This window comes from Shimia sp. CNT1-13L.2, assembly GCF_024331145.1.
Taxonomy (GTDB): Bacteria; Pseudomonadota; Alphaproteobacteria; order Rhodobacterales; family Rhodobacteraceae; genus Shimia.
The window spans coordinates 187,087-206,158 of sequence record NZ_JANDJO010000004.1 but is presented as its reverse complement, the minus strand read 5'-3'; the positions used below and the strand labels follow the sequence as shown (position 1 = coordinate 206,158).

Sequence of the window (19,072 nt, the reverse complement as noted above, 5' to 3'; positions counted from 1 at the left end):
CGGGCCGCTTTCCGGCACGTTAGTCAGCGGGGTGCCAAGACGCCAGAGGTATCAGCCCATCTCGGCCTGACACTCCAGAACCGCTTCCAGTCCGATCTGCGTACCCCCCAGATCAATCGCGGTGACATATCCGTTCTCGTTGTAGATCGTCATCGTATAGCGGTTGGCAATGTCCATGAAGAACTCGACATTGTCGAAATAGATGTCCGCCCCGGGCACATCGTTAAGATAGATGCCTGTTGCCACCGCATCATACTCTGCGCCGTCGAGATCAAAGAGAATGCCGTATTGTTCGCCCTCGATGATGTCGCCCCATTCCATATTGAACGCGGTGACATATCCTTCGCCGACATTGCGGTCGAATCCGATTCTGACCACCGATCCGTCCGTATATTCGGCCTGTATCAGGCAACCATCGCCCATGGATGGGTCGATCATCACGTCCCAGCCGCCTGCCGTGCCCCATTGCTCGAGTTGCTGAGCCAAGGCAAAGGTCGGCAGGGCGCAAGCCAGAGCCAGTGCGAAACAAGTGTTTTTCATAGTGTCCTCCCCTGTTCACGACACGTGCCCAAGGCGCGTTGCGCCGGGAAATCGCAAGGAAGGCAACGGGATAACGGGGCCGTGTCCTGATCTTACCCTAGACCAGCGGCCCCTGTTTGTCGCGGTTCAAATTGCTCCGATCAATCGGGCGCGAGCATGTACCCCGCCCCGCGCACTGTCTGGAGGTAGCGGGGTTGCTTTGGATCGGTCTCGATCTTGCGGCGCAGGCGGGTGATCTGAACATCCACCGCACGTTCTTGCGCCTGTCCACGATCCCGCCCCAGTTCCTCAACCAGCTTGGCACGGCTGATTGCCTCGCCCGGCGTGGTCGAGAAGATCCGCATCAGCTGGCTTTCAGTGGCCGTCAGGCGGACGATTTCATCCCCCTGCCACATCTCGCCCCGGTCGATGTCATAGCGGATCGGACCGAGGTTCAGCACCTTGGGCGCCGTATCCGCCTCTTTGACCTCGGGCATCCGGCGCAGGATGGCGTTGATCCGCAAAAGCAGTTCCTTTGGCTCGAAGGGTTTGGCCAGATAATCATCTGCGCCAGCCTCAAGTCCGGTAATCCGGTCTTCGGTTTCGCCCTTGGCGGTCAAAAGAAGGATGGGAGTCATCGAGGTTTCGCGGATCGAACGGGTAAAGGACATGCCGTCTTCGCCCGGCATCATCACATCCAGAACGATCAGATCGAAATCCAGTCCGGAAAGAATGCGACGGGCGTGGCTTGCATCACGCGCCGAGGTCACAAGGAACCCGTTGCGCATCAGGAATTTCTTGAGCAATTCGCGGATGCGTTCGTCATCGTCAACGATCAGGAGGTGGGGATCAACGTCACTCATCAGCCCTTCTCCCGCAGACTTTCGTACCGGCGGCGCATTTCGCCATCCATCATCGCCTCAAGCACACGGCGGAAACCCGATACCGCTTCCGGTCCGGCATCGCGATAGGCGGCGCGCATCCGTGTGCGCTGGGCGTCGGACAGCCGGTTTTCCAGGGCTTCCCCCGCTTCCGTCAGGAACAGGTTGCGCTCGCGACGATCGGCCGAGCCGACACGGCTTTCGACAAGCCCGTCTTCGATCAGGGTGCGCAGAACGCGGTTCAGCGACTGTTTGGTCACGCCGAGAATCTCGAGGAGGTTGGTCACCGTGGTCCCCGGAGCACGCTTGATGAAGTGGATCGCGCGGTGATGCGCGCGGCCATAGGCCATCGTCGCAAGGATTCGGTCCGGATCTGCGGTAAAGCCGCGATAGGCAAAATACATCGCCTCAATGCCTTGCCTGAGCTGTTCATCGGTCAGGTACAGCAGGCTTTCGCCACTGTGTGAGTCGGCCATTGGAGTGTCCAAGTCGTTTTTCGATCAATTTAGCGCCACAATAAGTCAGCTTTATTGACACTCCAAGGGCGAACTGGTAGCGAATCGCAGATTTTGCGCAACAATGTGACCGCATCGGCCATTTCTCGCGCAACTTATGCAAAACGAACCCAAGTTGGAGGGAAGACCATGGCAGGGTCTTATGATGATCGCGACGGCAAGATCTGGATGGATGGCAAGCTGGTCGAGTGGCGCGATGCCAACGTGCATATCCTGACCCACGCGATGCACTATGCAAGCTCGGTTTTCGAAGGCGAACGCGCCTATAACGGCAAGATCTTCAAAAGCCGCGAGCATTCGGAGCGTCTGCTGAAATCGGGCCAACTCATCGACATGGACATTCCGTGGACCGTAGACCAGATTGAGGCCGCCAAGGAAGAAACCCTCAAGGCCAACGGCCTGACCGACGCTTACGTGCGTGCAGTTGCATGGCGAGGTGCGGGCGAAGACATGGGCGTGGCCTCCGCCAAGAACCCCGTGCGCCTTGCCATCGCAGTCTGGGAATGGGGCGCGTATTATGGCGACGCCAAGATGAAAGGCGCCAAGCTCGACATCGCCCAGTGGAAGCGCCCGAGCCCGGAAACCATTCCGACCGCGGCCAAGGCCGCCGGCCTCTACATGATCTGCACCATCTCCAAACACGCGGCCGAGGCCAAAGGGTGTTCTGACGCCCTGTTCATGGACTACCGCGGTTACGTTGCCGAGGCGACCGGTGCCAACGTCTTCTTTGTGAAAGACGGCGAAGTGCACACGCCGATCCCGGACGCGATCCTGAACGGTATCACCCGTCAGACCATCATCCAGATGCTGAAAGACAAGGGCGTTACCGTCCACGAACGTCGCATCATGCCGGAAGAGATGGCCGATTTCGAGCAGTGCTTCCTGACCGGCACCGCCGCAGAAGTGACCCCGGTTGGCCAGATCGGTGACTACACCTTCGAAGTGGGCGACCTGACCCGCGACATCGCGGAAAGCTACGAACGGCTCGTGCGCGAATAATTGCGCTTGAAAATTTCAGGTCCGGAAAGGGCCTTAGGGTCGCCCCTTGGGCGGCCCTTTTCTTTGCTTACCCCTGCGGCGTCAGGTTCTGACGTGCCCCGCGTTGCAGGCCCAGCTGGCGTTCACGCCAGATGATCAGCACGCCGGCCCCGATGATGATACTCGACCCGATCAGCATCACGACGGTGGGCACTTCATCGAAAATGAAAAAACCGATCAGTATGGCAAAGAGCATCGAGGCATAGTCGAACGGGGCCACCACCGACGCGGGCGCAAACCTGTAAGCAGACGTCAGGAAAATCTGGGCCGCACCGCCTATAAGGCCAGCCGAGACCAACAGCGCGGCTTCCCACGGCGTCGGCCAGACCCAGCCAAGCGGCAGGGTCAGCAGAGAGAGCAGGGTGGCCGTCATCGAGAAATAGAACACGATGGCCGCGGTTTCCTCGGTATGGACAAGTTTGCGGATGTGGATTTGCGCAAGCGCCCGGAACACCGCCGAGCCCAGCACCAGAACCGCCCCAAGCGTCGCGGCGCTGTAGGGATCGCCGGTGCCGAAAATCGTCAAACGCGGATAGAGCACGATGAGCACCCCCACCAGTCCCAGTCCAACGGCGGAAAGGCGGAAGGCGCGCACCTGTTCGCCAAGGAACATGGACGCGAAGATGACGGTCAGCAACGGTGCTGCATAGCCGATGGCCGTCACCTCGGGCAGCGGCAAAAGCCCGAGGCTGGCAAAGCCAAGCGCCATTGCCGATGTGCCGATGAAACCGCGCCAGAAATGGCCCATCTTGTTTTGGGTTTTCAGGCCGGTACGCAATTCGCCACGTACCAAAAGCCAGCCTACTATAACCGGCAGGGCAAAGAATGACCGGAAGAATACCGCCTCGCCCGGTGGTACATGTGGGGCCGTTGCCTTGATGCAGCTTGCCATGATCGCAAACAGCAGGACTGAAATCACTTTGAGGGCAATGCCGCGAAACGGGGTCATGGAAATCTCGTGGGGTTCGTGCGCGCAGCTATCGTGGCCCTCTTGCGGCAGATTGGCAAGGAGTTGGGGCTTGATCTTGGGGCAGGTGCAAGTGAGAAAAGGCGAAGCCAATTTCTCAAGGGTTTCACAATGTATGACGCCAACTATCTGATTTCCCGCCTGCATGCCGCATCAGTGGGCCAGGAAACCCGCAATTTCGCTCGTATTCCGCAGCGTGCGAGCATGACATTTGGCGAATTGTTTGCCGGTGCGGAACGCATGGCAGGTGCGCTTGTCGACCTTGGTCTGGAACCCGGAGACCGTGTGGCCGTTCAGGTGGAAAAAACCATCGAAGCCATCCAGCTCTACCTTGGGACGGTCATGGCGGGCGGGGTCTTCCTGCCCTTGAACACAGCCTACACCACCGCCGAAGTGTCCTATTTCCTTGGCGATGCAACCCCGCGTGTCGTGGTCTGTGACCCGGCCAGGGCCGAGGCGATTGCAACGGTTGCGGGCGCGGCCAAGGTGATGACGCTGGATGCCAAGGGGCGTGGGACGATGGAAGAGGCCGTTGTGGGACGCGGCGGGTTCACGCCTGTTGCGCGCGGGGCCGATGACCTTGCCGCCATCCTTTACACTTCCGGCACCACGGGCCGTTCGAAAGGCGCGATGCTGTCGCACAAGAACCTTGCCAGCAACTCGGAAATGCTGCGTGACTACTGGCAGTTCACCAAGTCTGACAACTTGATCCATGCCCTGCCGATCTTCCACACCCATGGCCTGTTCGTGGCTACCAACGTGGCACTTCTGGCAGGCGCTTCGGTCGAGTTCCTCGCCCGCTTTGATGCGGACCAGATTCTCGAAGCCATGCCGCGTGCCACGGCGATGATGGGGGTTCCCACGTTCTACACCCGCCTGCTGGATGACCCGCGCCTGACCAAAGACCGCGCTGCCAACATGCGGCTGTTCATTTCCGGCTCTGCGCCTCTCTTGGTGGATACGCACGAGAAGTGGGAGGACCGGACGGGTCACCGTATCCTCGAACGCTATGGCATGACCGAAACCAACATGAGCACGTCGAACCCTTATGACGGAGAGCGTCGAGCCGGCACCGTAGGCTTCCCCCTTCCGGGCGTAGAGGCCCGGATTCGCAATGAGGGCGAAGTGGTGCCTGCGGGCGAGATCGGGGTGCTGGAAGTGCGCGGTGACAACGTCTTTCAGGGCTACTGGCAGATGCCCGAAAAGACGGCGGAAGAGCTTTTGCCGGATGGCTGGTTCATCACCGGCGACTTGGCCAAGGTGGACGAGGACGGCTATGTCACCATCGTCGGGCGTTCCAAGGATCTCGTGATCACTGGCGGGTTCAACGTCTACCCCAAAGAAGTCGAAGCCCTGATCGACGACATGCCGGGCGTCAAGGAAAGCGCGGTGATCGGTGTGCCGCATCCGGATTTCGGAGAAGCCGTCGTTGCCGTTGTTGTCCCCGAAGGCGAGGGCACCTCAACCGAGGCGATTGCCTCGGGGTTGGTTGAGCAGCTGGCCAAGTTCAAACAGCCAAAAACCGTGATCCTGCTCGACGAACTTCCGCGTAACACGATGGGCAAGGTTCAGAAGAAAGCCCTGCGCGAGGAATACGCCGGTCTGTTTGCCTGATCATGGCAGGCGGGCAATACCCGCCTAGACCATCCAGAAAAGGAAGGCCGATAGGGTCACAAAGGCGGCAGAGGTTGCCACCAGCATGGCGATAGAGGCCAGACCCTCCAACCCGTGTTCCTGCGCCAGAACCGAGTAGATGCCGAACATCGGCATTGCGGCTGACAGGACAACGGCAACCGCCATGTCCGCCGGGAGGGTCGCGTCAACTGCCGCGAGCGCCACAAGCGCGAGGGCGACCATCGCGGGATGCAAAAGCAGCTTGCCCGCCGAGATTTGCAGGGCCAGGGCGCGGTTCCCCTTGGTCGGCAAGCCCACCAATGAGCCGCCGATCACCACCAGTGACAGCGCCGACGCCGAGGCCGCCAGCATCTTGAACAACCGCGTCGCCGGGTCGGGCAGAGCCACGCCGCTGAGCGAGACAAGGATGCCAAGGGCCAGCCCGATCACCATTGGCCGTTTGGCAACACCCCAGAGGATCATCAGGATCTGCCGCGTGACCGACGTGTGACCCTTACCCCGTGACAGCTCCATCAGGATCAGACAGATCGGGATCAGGATGACGTTTTCAACAAGAAAGTTGAGCGCGAGGACCACCCCGGCGATATCCGGAAACACCAGCAACATGACCGGAAACCCGATGAAGCCCGAGTTCGGACAGGCGCTGCCCATCACCGCGACTGCGCGTCGAGTCGCGTCAGGGGCTGTCATCGAGAACCAGAGATAGGCCAGCAAGATCGTCGCCAGGCCCCCCAACAGGAACACAGCCATGTAGCCGGGGTGCAGCACATCGCCAAGATCACGCGAGGCCACCGCATTGAACAGCAGGGCCGGCAGCGCAATGTTCAGGACGTATTTGCCAAGCGTCCGCATGTCCCCGGCGCTGAACCAGCCCATCCGCACCAAGACATAGCCAAGGGCAATCGCGGCGTAGATCGGAAAGGTAATGGCAAGGATTGCGCCCAAAGGGTTAGCCGATCTTGCCGCGGTTTTCGCCGACCTGGCCGCGATGCAACAGCATATGATCGAGGATCACGCAGGCCATCATGGCTTCGCCCACCGGAACGGCGCGAATGCCAACACAGGGGTCGTGGCGGCCCTTGGTGACCACTTCGATCGGGCTGCCGTCCTTGCGGATCGATTTGCGCGGGGTCAGGATCGACGAGGTCGGTTTGACCGCGAAACGCACCACGATGTCTTGGCCGGTTGAAATACCACCCAAAATGCCGCCGGCGTGGTTCGAGGAATACTCTGGGCCGTTCTCGCCCATATAGATTTCGTCGGCATTGTCGGTGCCCATCAGGCGGGCCGCGTTCATGCCTTCGCCAATCTCAACGCCCTTCACGGCGTTGATCGACATCATCGCAGCGGCAAGATCGGTATCTAGCTTGCCATAGACCGGCGCGCCGATGCCCGCAGGCACATTGCGTGCCACAACTTCGACGATGCCGCCGACCGAATTGTGCTCCTTGCGGATTTTCTGAAGGTAATCTTCCCATTCCTGCGCAATTTCCGCGCCTTGCGGAATCCAGAACGGGTTCTGGTCGATGGCGTCCCAGTCGAACTTGCTGCGGTCGATTTCCAGCTCGCCCATCGAGGTCATGTAGCCCTTGATCTCGACATTGGGGGCCAGCGCCTTGATGGCTTCGCGTGCGATGCCACCTGCCGCCACACGGGCCGCAGTTTCACGTGCAGAGGACCGCCCGCCGCCGCGATAGTCGCGGATGCCGTACTTTTGCCAGTAGGTGATGTCGGCATGCCCGGGACGGAAAGTTTCCGAAATATCGCCATAGTCTTTCGAGCGCTGATCGGTGTTTTCGATCATCAACTGGATCGACGTTCCCGTAGATTGCCCTTCGAACACACCCGACAGGATCTTCACCGCATCCGGCTCGTTGCGTTGGGTGGTGTTCTTGTTTTGGCCGGGGCGGCGTTTGTCGAGCCACTGTTGCAGCATCTCCGGTTCGATCGGCACACCGGGAGGGCAGCCATCCACGGTGGCGCCAAGGGCGGGTCCGTGGCTTTCACCCCAGGTGGTGACGCGGAAGAGATGGCCAAAGCTGTTCATCGACATGGGGCGGGCTCCTTTGTTCCAAGGCGGAATAGCGGTCTGGAGGTCTTTGCTCAAGGGGCTTTGCCCATTCGCCGCAGTCAACCTTGCTGGACTCATGGAATCCGCTTGTCACCGGCTGCTGGCATCACTAGGGTCGCGCCTACCTCGGGGTGCCCGAATTGGGCTGAGATGCAGATCGCTGTGAACCCGTAGAACCTGAACCGGTTAAGACCGGCGGAGGGAAGGCTGACTCTCTTCCAAATAAGCTCCGTCCGTCGCATTTTGGAGGATGCCATGAAGTATCTTGCGTTTGCCACGGGAATGATGGCCGCCACTGCCGCGGTGGCCGAGACACCCGTTCTCACTGTTTACACCTACGACAGCTTTGTCTCGGATTGGGGCCCCGGCCCGGCGGTCGAAGCTGCTTTTGAAGAAACCTGCGGCTGTGATCTCAAGCTGGTCGGCGCAGGCGATGGCGCGGCGCTTCTGGCGCGTCTCAAACTGGAAGGCGCGCGTTCCGATGCCGATGTCGTGCTTGGCCTCGACACAAGCCTGACTGGCGCAGCCGCCGCAACCGGCCTGTTTGCACCGCATGGCCAGACCGTGACCACCGACGTGCCGAACCCGTTTGGCGAGGCCGGTAGCTGGGATGACGCCAACTTCCTGCCTTACGACTGGGGCTATTTCGCCTTTGTCTACGACACCACCAAGCTGGAAAATGCACCGGCCTCCTTCGAAGAGCTGGCCGCATCCGACGTCAAGATCGTGATCCAGGATCCCCGTTCCTCGACTCCGGGCCTTGGCCTCCTGCTCTGGGTGAAAGAGCAGTACGGTGATGGCGCTGCCGCGATGTGGGAAGGCCTTGCCGACAACGTCGTGACCGTGACCAAGGGCTGGTCCGAAGCCTACGGCCTGTTCCTTGAAGGCGAAGCCGACATGGTGCTGAGCTACACAACCTCGCCCGCCTATCACATCATCGCCGAAGAAGATCAGAGCAAGGCCGCCGCTGCCTTCCCCTCGCATTACATGCAGATCGAGGTGGCTGGCAAACTGGCGGGCACCGATCAGCCGGAACTGGCGGATCAATTCCTGAGCTTCATGGTCTCTGACGGGTTCCAGTCGATCATCCCGACCACCAACTGGATGTACCCCGCCTTTACCCCGGCTGCGGGTGTTCCAGACGCCTTTGCCGCGCCGATCGCGCCGGAACAGGCACGCCTGATTGCCACCGACAAGGTGCAGGCCATCCGTGACGAGGCGCTGGCCGAATGGCTGGGCGCGCTGTCGCAGTAAGGCGCTGGCCCGGGATTGGTGCTGCGGCTCTGGTCGCGGCGCTTGTTCTGGGCACATTGCTTGCCGTCGCCCTGCGCGCAGAAGCGGGGCGCGGCCTTGGGCCGTCTGATTGGGCGGCCATTCGATTTACCCTTGTTCAATCCGTATTGTCCGCTGCGATAAGCGTGGCGCTTGCCATCCCCGTCGCCCGGGCCCTGTCGCGACGGCGGTTTTTCGGTCGTCGTGTTCTCATCACGCTGTTGGGCGCCCCGTTCATTCTGCCCGTGATTGTCGCGGTTCTGGGTCTGCTGGCGGTTTTCGGGCGCAGTGGCATCCTGAACGAAGCCCTACGCTGGCTGGGTCTTCCCGAAGTACAGGTTTACGGATTGCACGGTGTTGTTCTGGCGCATGTCTTCTTCAACCTGCCATTGGCCACGCGCCTGATCTTGCAGGGGTGGCAGCAAGTGCCCGCCGAACGTTTTCGCCTTGCCGCGCAACTGGGCTTTGGTCCGCGCGAGATGTGGCGCGTGATCGAGGCCCCCATGCTGCTGCGCGTCGTGCCTCCGGCTGCCGCCGTGATCTTTGCCATTTGCCTGTCGAGCTTCGCCGTGGCCCTGACATTGGGCGGCGGCCCAAAGGCCACCACGGTTGAACTCGCTATCTACCAGGCCTTCCGCTTCGATTTCGATCTCGGGCGCGCCGCGCTCCTGTCCTGTGTGCAGCTGGTTCTGGTCGGCATTGCCGCGCTTGTTGCCCTGAAACTCTCCGGCAACGAGAGTTTCGGCGCGGGGCTGGATCGTGCCGTGCGCAGGTGGGATAGCGCTGGATTGGGCCGGATTAGTCTCGATTCTGCCGTCATTGCCCTTGCCGTCCTCTTCCTCTTGCTCCCGATGTCCCTTGTTGTGATTGACGGGGTTCTCGGCATCGCCAAGATGCCCGCGCAGGTCTGGAAAGCGGCCGGTGTTTCGGTGGTTGTGTCGCTTGGATCAACCGCGCTCATGCTGGCCTTTGCCCTGCCCATCGCAATCGCTGCCGCCGGCAAGAGCAGCTGGCTGGAGGCCATTGGCCTTTTTGGCATCGCCTCTTCTCCACTGGTGATCGGGACGGGGCTGTTCATTGTGATCTATCCGATTGCCGATCCGTTTGATTTCGCCTTTCCGGTCACGGCGCTTGTCAATGCGATCATGGCGCTGCCCTTTGCCCTGCGCATTCTGGTCGGGCCAACCCGCGACGTGGTGCAGGGGTATGGCCGCCTAAGCCTCTCTCTGGGTCTCACAGGACGGCAATGGCTGCGCATCGTCTATCTGCCACGGATGCGCGCGCCGCTGGGTTTCGCCTGCGGCCTGACAGCCGCGTTATCCATGGGCGACCTTGGGGTCATTGCCCTGTTTGCCGATCCGGAAACGGCGACTTTGCCCTTGCAGATGTATCGCCTGATGGGCAGCTATCGGATGGAGGCGGCATCCGGCGCGGCGCTTTTGCTGCTGGTGCTGAGTTTTGGCCTGTTCTGGCTATTTGATCGCGGAGGGCGTGGCCATGCTGACTCTTGAAAACACCCTGATCCGTCAGGGAGAGTTTTCCCTCACCGCCGATTTTTCGATCCAGCCCGGAATGCGCGTTGCCGTGATCGGCCCCTCCGGGGCGGGCAAATCCACCTTGCTGAACCTCCTCGCCGGTTTTCTGGACCCCGAAACAGGGCGCGTTCTCAATCAGGGTCAGGATATGACACGCGCAGCTCCGGGAGAGCGCCCGCTGGCAATGCTGTTTCAGGACAACAACCTGTTTCCGCACCTGACCGTGGCCCAGAACGTCGGCCTTGGTATTCGCCCAGATCTGCGCCTTGATGCGACACAGGCCAGCCGCGTTGAGGCCGCGCTGAAGCGGGTGGGGCTCGAGGGCTATGGCCCCCGCAAACCGGCAGCGCTTTCTGGCGGTCAGCAAAGCCGAGTCGCCCTTGCCCGCGTCCTTGTGCAAGACAAACCCTGGGTCCTGCTGGACGAGCCCTTCGCGGCCCTTGGCCCCGCACTCAAGGTGGAAATGCTGGATCTGGTGGCCGAGGTTCTCGACGAAACCGGTGCCGGGCTCCTGATGGTAAGCCACGATCCGCAAGATGCACGGCGCATCGCCCCCCACACCGTGCTTGTTGCCGATGGCGTCGCTTATGCCCCCACCGCCACCAGAGACCTGCTCGACAATCCGCCGCCTGCGTTGAGGACATATCTCGGCTAGGCTTCACGCTGATCTCTCGTTAGACAGGCGCCATGACAGCCAACGCCACATTCGAAATCTTCCTTCAGGCCGCGCCGGGTCTCGAACTCATCGTCAAGGACGAAGCCGCCGCCCTCGGGTTCAAGAAACCCAAGGCCATGCCCGGCGGCGTGCGGTTTCGGGGCAACTGGCGCGATGTCTGGCGCGCCAACCTCGAAATGCGGTGTGCCGGTCGTGTGATGGTGCGCATTGGCGGGTTTCAGGCCATGCACTTGTCGCAGCTTGAAAAGCAGACTGCGGAACTTCCGTGGCTACGTTTTCTGCGCCGCGATGTGCCCGTGAAGGTCGAGGTGACTTGCCGCAAGTCCAAGATCTACCATGCCGGTGCCGCTTCGGAACGGATCGAGCGCGCACTTTCGAGTGCCGTTGGCATCCCCGTTGCGATCGATGCGCCCTTGCAGATCAAGGTGCGGATCGAAGACAACCAGTGCAGTTTCTCGCTCGATACCTCGGGCGAACCGTTGCACAAGCGCGGCAACAAGGGGGCGGTCGGCAAGGCACCGATGCGTGAGACGCTCGCAGCCAGTTTCCTGCGCCAATGCGGCTATGACGGCACCGAACCTGTCCTTGATCCAATGTGCGGATCAGGCACCTTCGTGATCGAGGCGGCAGAGATTGCACGCGGTCTGAAACCGGGCCGTTCCCGCGCCTTTGCCTTTGAGAAACTGGCAACCTTCGATGCGGATATCTGGGCAGGCCTGCAATCGAAATCAGAGTCTAATCCACCGGAACTGCGTTTTTTTGGCTCTGACCGCAACAAAGGCGCCGTCACCGCGGCCGAGCACAATGCCAAACGCGCGGGTGTCGAAGACCTCACCGAATTTGCCCATTGCGGCGTAAGTGAAATCCAGCGCCCCTCCGGCCCGCCCGGCCTTGTCATCGTCAACCCGCCCTACGGCACGCGGATCGGCGAGAAAAAGCAGTTGTTCGCCCTGCACGGCGCGCTGGGCAAAACAATGCTCGACCGTTTTCGGGGCTGGCGTGTCGGGATCATCACCACCGATGGCAGCCTCGCCAAGGCAACCGGCCTGCCATTTCTCGAACCCGGCCCGCCTGTTGCGCACGGCGGGTTGCGGGTGAAACTCTACCGGACCGATCCGCTTTAACCGATTGTGGATTTCTGGGTGGTCGGGGTGATGCCGAATTTCGACCGATAGACGCGGCTGAAATGGCCAGGGCTTTCAAACCCGCAGGCCAGCGCGATTTCCGTGACCGACTGATCCGTCTGCACCAAAAGGTTGCGCGCCTTCTGAAGCCGCAGATCGACATAGTACTTCTTGGGCGAACAGTTCAGATAGCGGCCAAAAAGCCGCTCAAGTTGTCGGGTCGAGATGCCGATTTCCTCGGCAATCAGCGCCGGTGACTGCGGCGCTTCGATGTTCTCGTTCATCATCTGGATCGCCTTGACGAGATGCGGATTGCGCATCCCGTGACGTGATTGAAGCGAGACCCGCTGTTCCGCGCTGCTTTCGCGCACGGCGTTATAGACCATCTGGTCCGCCACGGCGACGGCAAGCTCGTTGCCGTGCTGCTCGGCGATCAGGTGGATCATCAGGTCGGCCGTCGCCGTCCCCCCCGAGGCGGTCACGATGGATTCATCTGCAACAAAGACGCTGCTCACGAGGCTCACTTCGGGAAAATCTTCCATGAACCCGTCGTGGAAATCCCAGTGTATCGCAGCACGTTTGCCATCAAGCAGCCCCGCCTTGGCCATGATAAAGGCCGCCGAACACAGGGCACCCAGTTTTGCCTTACCAACCCGCGCCTTTCGGATCAGATTCAGCAACGGCTGGGATACGTGATTCTGAACGTTGATGCCGGACAAGATGAAAAGGCGGTCACACTCGGGCACCGCGTCATAGCCGTGATGCACCACCGTCACGATGTCGTTGGAACAGGTCGCCGTCTCGCCGTTTTCCGAGATCAGAGACCACTTATAAAGCTCTTCGCCACTGACAAGGTTGGCAATGCGCAGCGGTTCAATCGCGCAGGAAAACGCGATGTGAGTGAATTCTGGCACAAGCACAAAGGCAAAGTGTTCCGGCTTTTTCATGAGTAAACCCTAGCGTGAGTCGTGAATCCGCACCACGGCGTCGCATCGGTGTAATCGAAATTTTCTGTGTATACAAATTGTATTTCGTGTTAGGTCAGCAAAATCGCAGACCGGGAGACACAGATGAAAACCGACTCGAAATCGCGGAAAATGGCTCTCTACGAGGCGCTCAAGATGGGCATTCTGACCATGCAGATGCGTCCGGGTGAAGACCTAGATGAAACCGCGCTCAGCGAAGAGTTCTCCCTTTCGCGCACCCCCTTGCGCGAGGTGTTTCGCCAACTTGCGGGTGAAGGTTACATCGACCTTCGCGAGAATCGCGGCGCGCGCATTTCCGAGATGTCTCACACCACCCTGCGCGATTTCTTTCTGACTGCACCAATGATCTATGCCGCCGTGCTGCGCCTCGCGGCCAAGAACGCGCGCGCCGATCAGATCGCCAGGCTGAAAGAGGCGCAGGCAGAGTTTCGCGCCGCGCTGAAATCCGGCACCGGTGCAGATCGCGCCCTTGCCAACAACCGATTTCACGAGATCACCGGCGAGATGGCCGACAATGTCTATCTGACGCCCAGCTTTCATCGCCTGCTGATCGATCACGCCCGCATCGGCATGACTTTCTATCGCCCGACCGACAATCGCATGGCCGAGAACCTGTCGGACGCCGCTGAACAACACGACCAGATCATCGCCGCCATCGAAGCTGGTGATGAGGCTGCCGCCGGCAAGCTGGCCGATGACCACTGGGCGTTGTCGCGCGACCAGATCGAAATTTTCGTAATGCCTGCCGGGCTTGATCTGCCGCTTGGCGATCTGCCCCGCAAGACCCCCGCTTAACTCCGAACAGAGGATGCACATGACTCCGATTTTCAAATTCGAAGGGATCTACACGCCGGTCGTGACGCCCTTCAACGACGACCATAGCGTCAACTGGGACGCGCTGGCCGACGTGATCGAGAACCTCATCGACAAGGGCGTGCATGGCCTGATCTCCGGTGGTTCAACCGGCGAAAACTATGCCCAGTCCGTCGAGGAACGCCTTGAAATCGCGCGTTTCACCCGCGAACGCTCCAAGGGGCGTTTGCCGTTGATCGTCGGCACGGGCGCGATGATGACACCGGATTCGATTGCCCTTGCCACGGGCGCCCGCGACATGGGGGCCGATGCGATCCTCTTGGCCACGCCGCCCTATTCGGTGCCCACCGAACGCGAGAACGCCTTGAACGCACTCGCCATCGACAAGGCCGCGAACCTGCCGGTGATGCTCTACAACTACCCCGGCCGGATGGGTGTCCACATGGGGGAAGAGTTCCTCGATCGCGTCGGCCGGTCACGCAACATCTGCGCCATCAAGGAAAGCTCGGGCGACATCAACCGCGTGCACCTTCTGGCGCGTGACTATCCACACATCCAGATGTCCTGCGGCATGGACGATCAGGCGCTTGAATTCTTCGCATGGGGCGCGCGCAGCTGGGTTTGCGGCGGATCGAACTTCCTGCCCGAGGAGCACGTGGCCCTGTATCAGGCCTGCGCCATCGAAGGGAACTTTGACAAGGGCCGCCGCATCATGAGCGCCATGATGCCGCTGATGCGCGTGCTCGAGCAGGGTGGCAAGTTCATCCAGTGCATCAAGCACGGCGTGACGATGAACGGCATCGACACCGGCCCGATGCGCCCGCCGCTCAAGGGGCTCAACAAAGACGACAAACGTGCGCTGGAACAAGTGATCCGCGTGCTGAAATCCACCATCGCAGACATTCAGGCAGAGGGGTAAGGATCATGGATCTGCTGACACAGGAAGAATACACATCCATCGCTGCCAATCTGACCCTGCCAACCAATGCCTTCATTGATGGCGGCTATCGTCCGGCGGCGTCGGGCAAGACCTTCGAAAGCGTAAACCCGGCAACCGGCGAAAAGCTGGCTGAGATCGCGGCCTGCGGGCAGGAAGACGTGGACTTTGCCGTGGCGAAGGCGCGTGAAGCCTTTGAAGACGGCCGCTGGTCGCGGATGCACCCGTCAGACCGCAAGGATATTCTGATCCGCTTTGCCAAGCTCCTGACCCGCAACTGTCGCGAACTGGCGGTGATGGAGGCGCTCGATTCCGGCAAAACCATCTTCGATTGCGAAACCGTCGATGTTCCCGAAACCATCCACTGCATCAAGTGGCACGCCGAGGCCATCGACAAGATCTATGATCAGGTCTCGCCCGCATCCGACGATCATATCGCCATGGTCGTGCGCGAACCCATCGGGGTTGTCGGGCTGGTCCTCCCCTGGAACTTCCCGCTTCTGATGCTGGCCTGGAAAATCGGTCCGGCCCTTGCGGCAGGCTGTTCGGTGGTTCTGAAACCTGCGGCGGAAACCACCCTGACCGCGCTGCGCGTGGCCGAGCTGGCCTCCGAGGCGGGCTTGCCAAAGGGGGTGTTGAACATCCTGCCGGGCGGGGGTGCCGACGTCGGCGAACCGATTGGCCGCCACATGGACATCGACATGGTGTCTTTCACCGGCTCGACAGTCACCGGAAAACGGTTCCTGACCTACGCGGCAGAAAGCAACGCCAAGGAAGTCGTGCTTGAAATGGGCGGCAAGAACCCCTGCGTTGTCATGGATGACGCCGAGAACCTTGATCGCGTGGCCCAGCACATCGTGAACGGTGCCTTCTGGAACATGGGCGAGAACTGTTCTGCCACCTCGCGCCTGATCGTGCACAAGGACGTCAAGGCCGAGCTGATCGAGCGCATCAGCCACCATGCCCGGGAGTGGAATGTCGGGGATCCGCTGGATCCGGAAACCCGCATGGGCGCGTTGGTCTCCAAGGCGCATTTCGACAAGGTGTGTGGCTATCTCGACAAGGCAGAGACCGTGGTTCTGGGTGGCAAGGCCCACAACGGCACCCATGTCGAGGCCACGGTTGTCGAAGTTGACGGCAATGATCACGAACTGGCCCGTGAAGAGATTTTCGGCCCGGTTCTCTCGGTCATCACGGTCTCTGGTTTCGACGAAGCCATCGCCATGGCCAACGATACCGAATACGGCCTCGCGGCGTCGATCTTCACCTCGAACGTCAAACGCGCAGTGCGCGGCGCCCGCGCCATCCGCGCAGGGACGGTGACCGTCAACAGCTTTGGCGAAGGCGACATCACCACACCCTTCGGCGGCTACAAGCAGTCGGGCTTTGGTGGTCGGGACAACTCGGTTCACGCCCACGACCAGTATACCCAGCTCAAGACGATCTGGATCGATCTGGCGGACGACGATGACGAGGCCGTGTCGTGACACGGTTCACAGCCAAACGCCTGCCCTCGCATCGGGGGCAGGCGGCCTGGAGCGCCATTCTGGGGCCGCAGCCACCGGCCGTGCCGCTTGAGGGGTCTCAGACCGCCGACTTCGTCATTGTCGGTGGCGGTTTTGCGGGCCTCTCGGCCGCCGAGCGTTTGCTTCAGTTGCAACCAGATGCGCGCGTTGTCCTGCTCGAGGCCGGTCGGCTTGCCGAAGGTGCCGCAGGGCGCAATTCGGGTTTCATGATTGATCTGCCGCACGACCTTGCCTCGGATGATTACGCTGGATCGGGGGATGACCGGAAGATCATCAACCTCAATCGCAAGGCCATCGGTTTTGCGCGTGACGCCGTCAACGCTTACGGGATCAACGCAAACTTTTTCGATCCGGTCGGCAAGGTGAACGGTGCCGCAACCCCCGCCGGGGATGCGCACAACCAAAGCTATGCCAGGCACCTTGCGACGATGGGGGAAACCTCCGAGATGCTTGACGCGCAGGCCATGTATGACCTGACCGGAAGCAGGCACTACACGTCCGGTCTCTATACGCCGGGCACCGTGATGCTCCAGCCCGCCGGCTATATCCGAAGCCTTGGCGAGGCGCTTTCCAACCGGATGTCCCTGCATGAGAATTCGCCCGTCACCGGGTTCGAAAAGGCGGGCAGCGATTGGGTGGTCAAAACCGCCAGGGGAAGCGTGGCAACGGGGCGTATCATCCTTGCCAACAACGGCCATCTGGAGAGCTTCGGCTTTGCCAGGGGGCGGCTGATGCAGCTCTTCCTCTTTGCCTCGATGACGAGCGAACTTGACGCGGATGCCCTCAAGGCACTTGGCGGCCAGCCGCGCTGGGGCATCACGCCATCGGATCCGATGGGCACCACCATGCGGCGCATTGATACGGGGCAGGGCGGCCATCGCATCGTGACCCGCACCTGTGCCGTTCTCAAACCCGGGATGAACCCGTCCGAGGCGGAAAACAATCGCGCCGGCCGCGTACATCGCCAGAAGTTCGACGAACGTTTCCCACAGCTTGCCGGATACCCGATGGAGTACAAATGGGCAGGGCACCTGTGCCTCTCGCTCAATGGCGTGTCGGTGATGCAGGAGGTTGAAGACGGTGTCTTTTCGGCCTGCGTGCAGAACGGCCTTGGCACCGCACGCGGCACCCTAACCGGTATGGGGGCGGCGGAACTTGCCTGTGGCGAAAGCAGCGAGATCACCGCGCATTTCACCGCCGAGGACGCGCCCAAACGGCTCCCGCCCCAGCCCTTCGCCACCATCGGCGCCAACGTCTATCTGCGCTACAAGGAATGGCGCGCCGGCGCCGAATAAGGTGAATTAGAGACTGATTCAGAGACGATGGGCCGGTTTGTAAGCGCTAGCCCCTTGCAAGACGTGGTGAATTTGAGAGCCCCGAAGGCTCGAAGGACAATGGTCGCTTTGAGTCCACCCAGACGTGTCGCAGCATCGAAGCGAATGTCGGTTGTAGGTAGACGGGAGGAAAATTAGTTGTACTATACAACTATGAGTGAACTCGTTTCCATACAGCGTATCGATAAGCTGCGCGCAGCTTCACGCGACATCGTCCGCGAGCTTGGGTTCATGCAGAAAGGGCTAGCTGGGACAGCGCTGTCTCCGTCAGCCGTGCATACGATCATAGAGTTGGGTTACGGCACCGTCACAAATGCAAGTGACCTGAGCTACTTACTGCAGCTAGAGAAGTCATCGGTCAGTCGTCTTGTCCAAAGACTCGCTGACGACGGATTGATCGAGGCAAAGACAAACCCCGCCGACCGCCGATCTCGGGAAATAGGTCTCACGAAGGAAGGTAAAGCTCTTTTGAAGTCGCTTGAAGACTTCGGGCGCCGACAAATCAGGTCGGCCTTTGAACATCTTGCGAAGGATGATCTCACGAAGGTCGAAACAGGTTTGACGCTTTTCGCCAAGGCGTTGCGAGGAGAAAAAAGCCGGGTCTTTGACTCGAGTGCGATAGAGTTTCGCCAGGGTTATTACCCCGGTGTGATTGCGTCCGTCGTTGGTCTGCACGCCTCGTACTACGCGAGCAATTTTGGTTTTGGTGCCATCTTTGAGAGAAAAGTTGCGGCTGAAATGTCAGAATTCATGGGGCGTATAGAAAGCTCCGTGAACACGACATTCTCCGCTTACATTGGCGAAACACTGCTGGGCTCGGTGTCGCTTGATGGAGAGGACCTTGAGGATGGGGTCAGCCATCTCAGGTGGTTCATTGTCAGTCCCGAATCCCAAGGTATGGGAGTAGGAAAACTGCTTCTCGAAAAGGCCACGTCATTTGTTGATACGGCAGCTTTCGATCGAACCCGTCTCTGGACGTTCAAAGGACTCGATGCCGCGCGCCACCTTTATGAAAAGTATGGATTTGAACTAGTCCATGAAGAACGGGGCAAGCAGTGGGGTACGGAAGTCGTCGAACAAGAATTCGAACGAAAACGGAAGTAACCCATCTCTATTTGAAAGGCAGCTCCGTGTGCACCGCCGCCCCTCTTTGCGGAGGAGGATGCCCGAAGATTTCCCCAGGCGTTGCTTTTGAACGTGGCCCCACCTGCCGCGCTCACCCTTTGATGCAAAGGGCGGCTAG

At 60.4% G+C, this 19,072-nt stretch carries 18 protein-coding genes and 1 riboswitch; of the genes, 11 read left to right on the top strand and 7 right to left on the bottom strand.

Annotated features, from left to right (window positions below; genetic code table 11):
- Nucleotides 1-51: 51 nt before the first annotated feature.
- The 3 genes from NNA36_RS10790 to NNA36_RS10780 form a co-directional block, all read right to left on the bottom strand.
- Complete coding sequence (locus NNA36_RS10790) at nt 52-540, bottom strand: hypothetical protein (RefSeq protein ID WP_255107032.1); 489 nt, start codon at nt 538-540, stop codon at nt 52-54.
- A 140-nt stretch (nt 541-680) separates the two neighbouring features.
- Nucleotides 681-1,382, bottom strand: a complete 702-nt coding sequence (locus tag NNA36_RS10785) for a response regulator (protein ID WP_255107031.1) — start codon at nt 1,380-1,382, stop codon at nt 681-683.
- On the bottom strand, nt 1,382-1,876 hold the full coding sequence (locus NNA36_RS10780) for a MarR family winged helix-turn-helix transcriptional regulator (protein WP_255107030.1): 495 nt from the start codon (nt 1,874-1,876) through the stop codon (nt 1,382-1,384). The genes NNA36_RS10785 and NNA36_RS10780 overlap by 1 nt, the downstream gene beginning before the upstream one ends.
- A gap of 168 nt (nt 1,877-2,044) precedes the next feature.
- On the opposite strand from NNA36_RS10780, the gene NNA36_RS10775 reads away from it, so the two are divergent.
- Nucleotides 2,045-2,914 carry a branched-chain amino acid aminotransferase gene (locus tag NNA36_RS10775; RefSeq protein ID WP_255107029.1) on the top strand — a complete coding sequence of 290 codons (870 nt, stop codon included), beginning with the start codon at nt 2,045-2,047 and terminating at the stop codon, nt 2,912-2,914.
- Between the two features lie 67 nt (nt 2,915-2,981).
- Here NNA36_RS10775 and NNA36_RS10770 read toward each other — a convergent pair whose 3' ends face one another.
- The gene (locus tag NNA36_RS10770; protein WP_255107028.1) at nt 2,982-3,902 is read right to left on the bottom strand and encodes a DMT family transporter; all 921 of its coding nucleotides are present in this window, start codon (nt 3,900-3,902) and stop codon (nt 2,982-2,984) included.
- A gap of 129 nt (nt 3,903-4,031) precedes the next feature.
- Between NNA36_RS10770 and NNA36_RS10765 the strand changes: the two genes are divergently transcribed.
- Complete coding sequence (locus NNA36_RS10765) at nt 4,032-5,534, top strand: malonyl-CoA synthase (RefSeq protein WP_255107027.1); 1,503 nt, start codon at nt 4,032-4,034, stop codon at nt 5,532-5,534.
- Nucleotides 5,535-5,558: 24 nt separating this feature from the next.
- Here NNA36_RS10765 and NNA36_RS10760 read toward each other — a convergent pair whose 3' ends face one another.
- On the bottom strand, nt 5,559-6,500 hold the full coding sequence (locus tag NNA36_RS10760; RefSeq protein ID WP_255107026.1) for an AEC family transporter: 942 nt from the start codon (nt 6,498-6,500) through the stop codon (nt 5,559-5,561).
- Nucleotides 6,501-6,504: 4 nt separating this feature from the next.
- Complete coding sequence (gene aroC / locus NNA36_RS10755) at nt 6,505-7,608, bottom strand: chorismate synthase (RefSeq protein ID WP_255107025.1); 1,104 nt, start codon at nt 7,606-7,608, stop codon at nt 6,505-6,507.
- A 135-nt stretch (nt 7,609-7,743) separates the two neighbouring features.
- A riboswitch (TPP riboswitch) is annotated at nt 7,744-7,847 on the top strand.
- Nucleotides 7,848-7,881: 34 nt separating this feature from the next.
- Between aroC and thiB the strand changes: the two genes are divergently transcribed.
- Genes thiB through NNA36_RS10735 form a run of 4 tightly spaced genes read left to right on the top strand, consistent with a single transcriptional unit; the run spans nt 7,882 to nt 12,233 of the window.
- The gene (gene thiB, locus NNA36_RS10750) at nt 7,882-8,880 is read left to right on the top strand and encodes a thiamine ABC transporter substrate binding subunit (RefSeq protein WP_255107024.1); all 999 of its coding nucleotides are present in this window, start codon (nt 7,882-7,884) and stop codon (nt 8,878-8,880) included.
- Nucleotides 8,856-10,409 carry a thiamine/thiamine pyrophosphate ABC transporter permease ThiP gene (locus NNA36_RS10745; RefSeq protein WP_255107023.1) on the top strand — a complete coding sequence of 518 codons (1,554 nt, stop codon included), beginning with the start codon at nt 8,856-8,858 and terminating at the stop codon, nt 10,407-10,409. Before thiB ends, NNA36_RS10745 begins: the two co-directional genes overlap by 25 nt.
- Nucleotides 10,396-11,088, top strand: a complete 693-nt coding sequence (thiQ, locus tag NNA36_RS10740; protein ID WP_255107022.1) for a thiamine ABC transporter ATP-binding protein — start codon at nt 10,396-10,398, stop codon at nt 11,086-11,088. The genes NNA36_RS10745 and thiQ overlap by 14 nt, the downstream gene beginning before the upstream one ends.
- A 32-nt stretch (nt 11,089-11,120) precedes the next feature.
- Nucleotides 11,121-12,233 (top strand): class I SAM-dependent RNA methyltransferase, encoded by a 1,113-nt coding sequence (locus NNA36_RS10735; protein ID WP_255107021.1) that lies wholly within the window; start codon nt 11,121-11,123, stop codon nt 12,231-12,233.
- Here the strand turns inward: NNA36_RS10735 and NNA36_RS10730 are convergent.
- Nucleotides 12,230-13,180: a GlxA family transcriptional regulator gene (locus NNA36_RS10730; RefSeq protein ID WP_255107020.1), complete on the bottom strand. Its 951-nt coding sequence runs from the start codon at nt 13,178-13,180 to the stop codon at nt 12,230-12,232. The two genes, NNA36_RS10735 and NNA36_RS10730, sit on opposite strands and share 4 nt — an antisense overlap.
- Nucleotides 13,181-13,303: 123 nt before the next feature.
- Here NNA36_RS10730 and NNA36_RS10725 point away from each other — a divergent pair, with 123 nt between their 5' ends.
- The 5 genes from NNA36_RS10725 (at nt 13,304) to NNA36_RS10705 (ending at nt 18,933) form a co-directional block, all read left to right on the top strand.
- Nucleotides 13,304-14,014 carry a GntR family transcriptional regulator gene (locus tag NNA36_RS10725; protein ID WP_255107019.1) on the top strand — a complete coding sequence of 237 codons (711 nt, stop codon included), beginning with the start codon at nt 13,304-13,306 and terminating at the stop codon, nt 14,012-14,014.
- A gap of 19 nt (nt 14,015-14,033) precedes the next feature.
- Complete coding sequence (locus NNA36_RS10720) at nt 14,034-14,951, top strand: dihydrodipicolinate synthase family protein (RefSeq protein ID WP_255107018.1); 918 nt, start codon at nt 14,034-14,036, stop codon at nt 14,949-14,951.
- 5 nt (nt 14,952-14,956) lie between these two features.
- On the top strand, nt 14,957-16,456 hold the full coding sequence (locus NNA36_RS10715; protein WP_255107017.1) for an aldehyde dehydrogenase: 1,500 nt from the start codon (nt 14,957-14,959) through the stop codon (nt 16,454-16,456).
- Nucleotides 16,453-17,790: an FAD-binding oxidoreductase gene (locus tag NNA36_RS10710; protein WP_255107016.1), complete on the top strand. Its 1,338-nt coding sequence runs from the start codon at nt 16,453-16,455 to the stop codon at nt 17,788-17,790. The genes NNA36_RS10715 and NNA36_RS10710 overlap by 4 nt, the downstream gene beginning before the upstream one ends.
- 177 nt (nt 17,791-17,967) lie before the next feature.
- A complete protein-coding gene (locus NNA36_RS10705) occupies nt 17,968-18,933 on the top strand; it encodes a bifunctional helix-turn-helix transcriptional regulator/GNAT family N-acetyltransferase (protein ID WP_255107015.1) in 966 nt (321 codons plus the stop codon).
- Nucleotides 18,934-19,072: the final 139 nt, after the last annotated feature.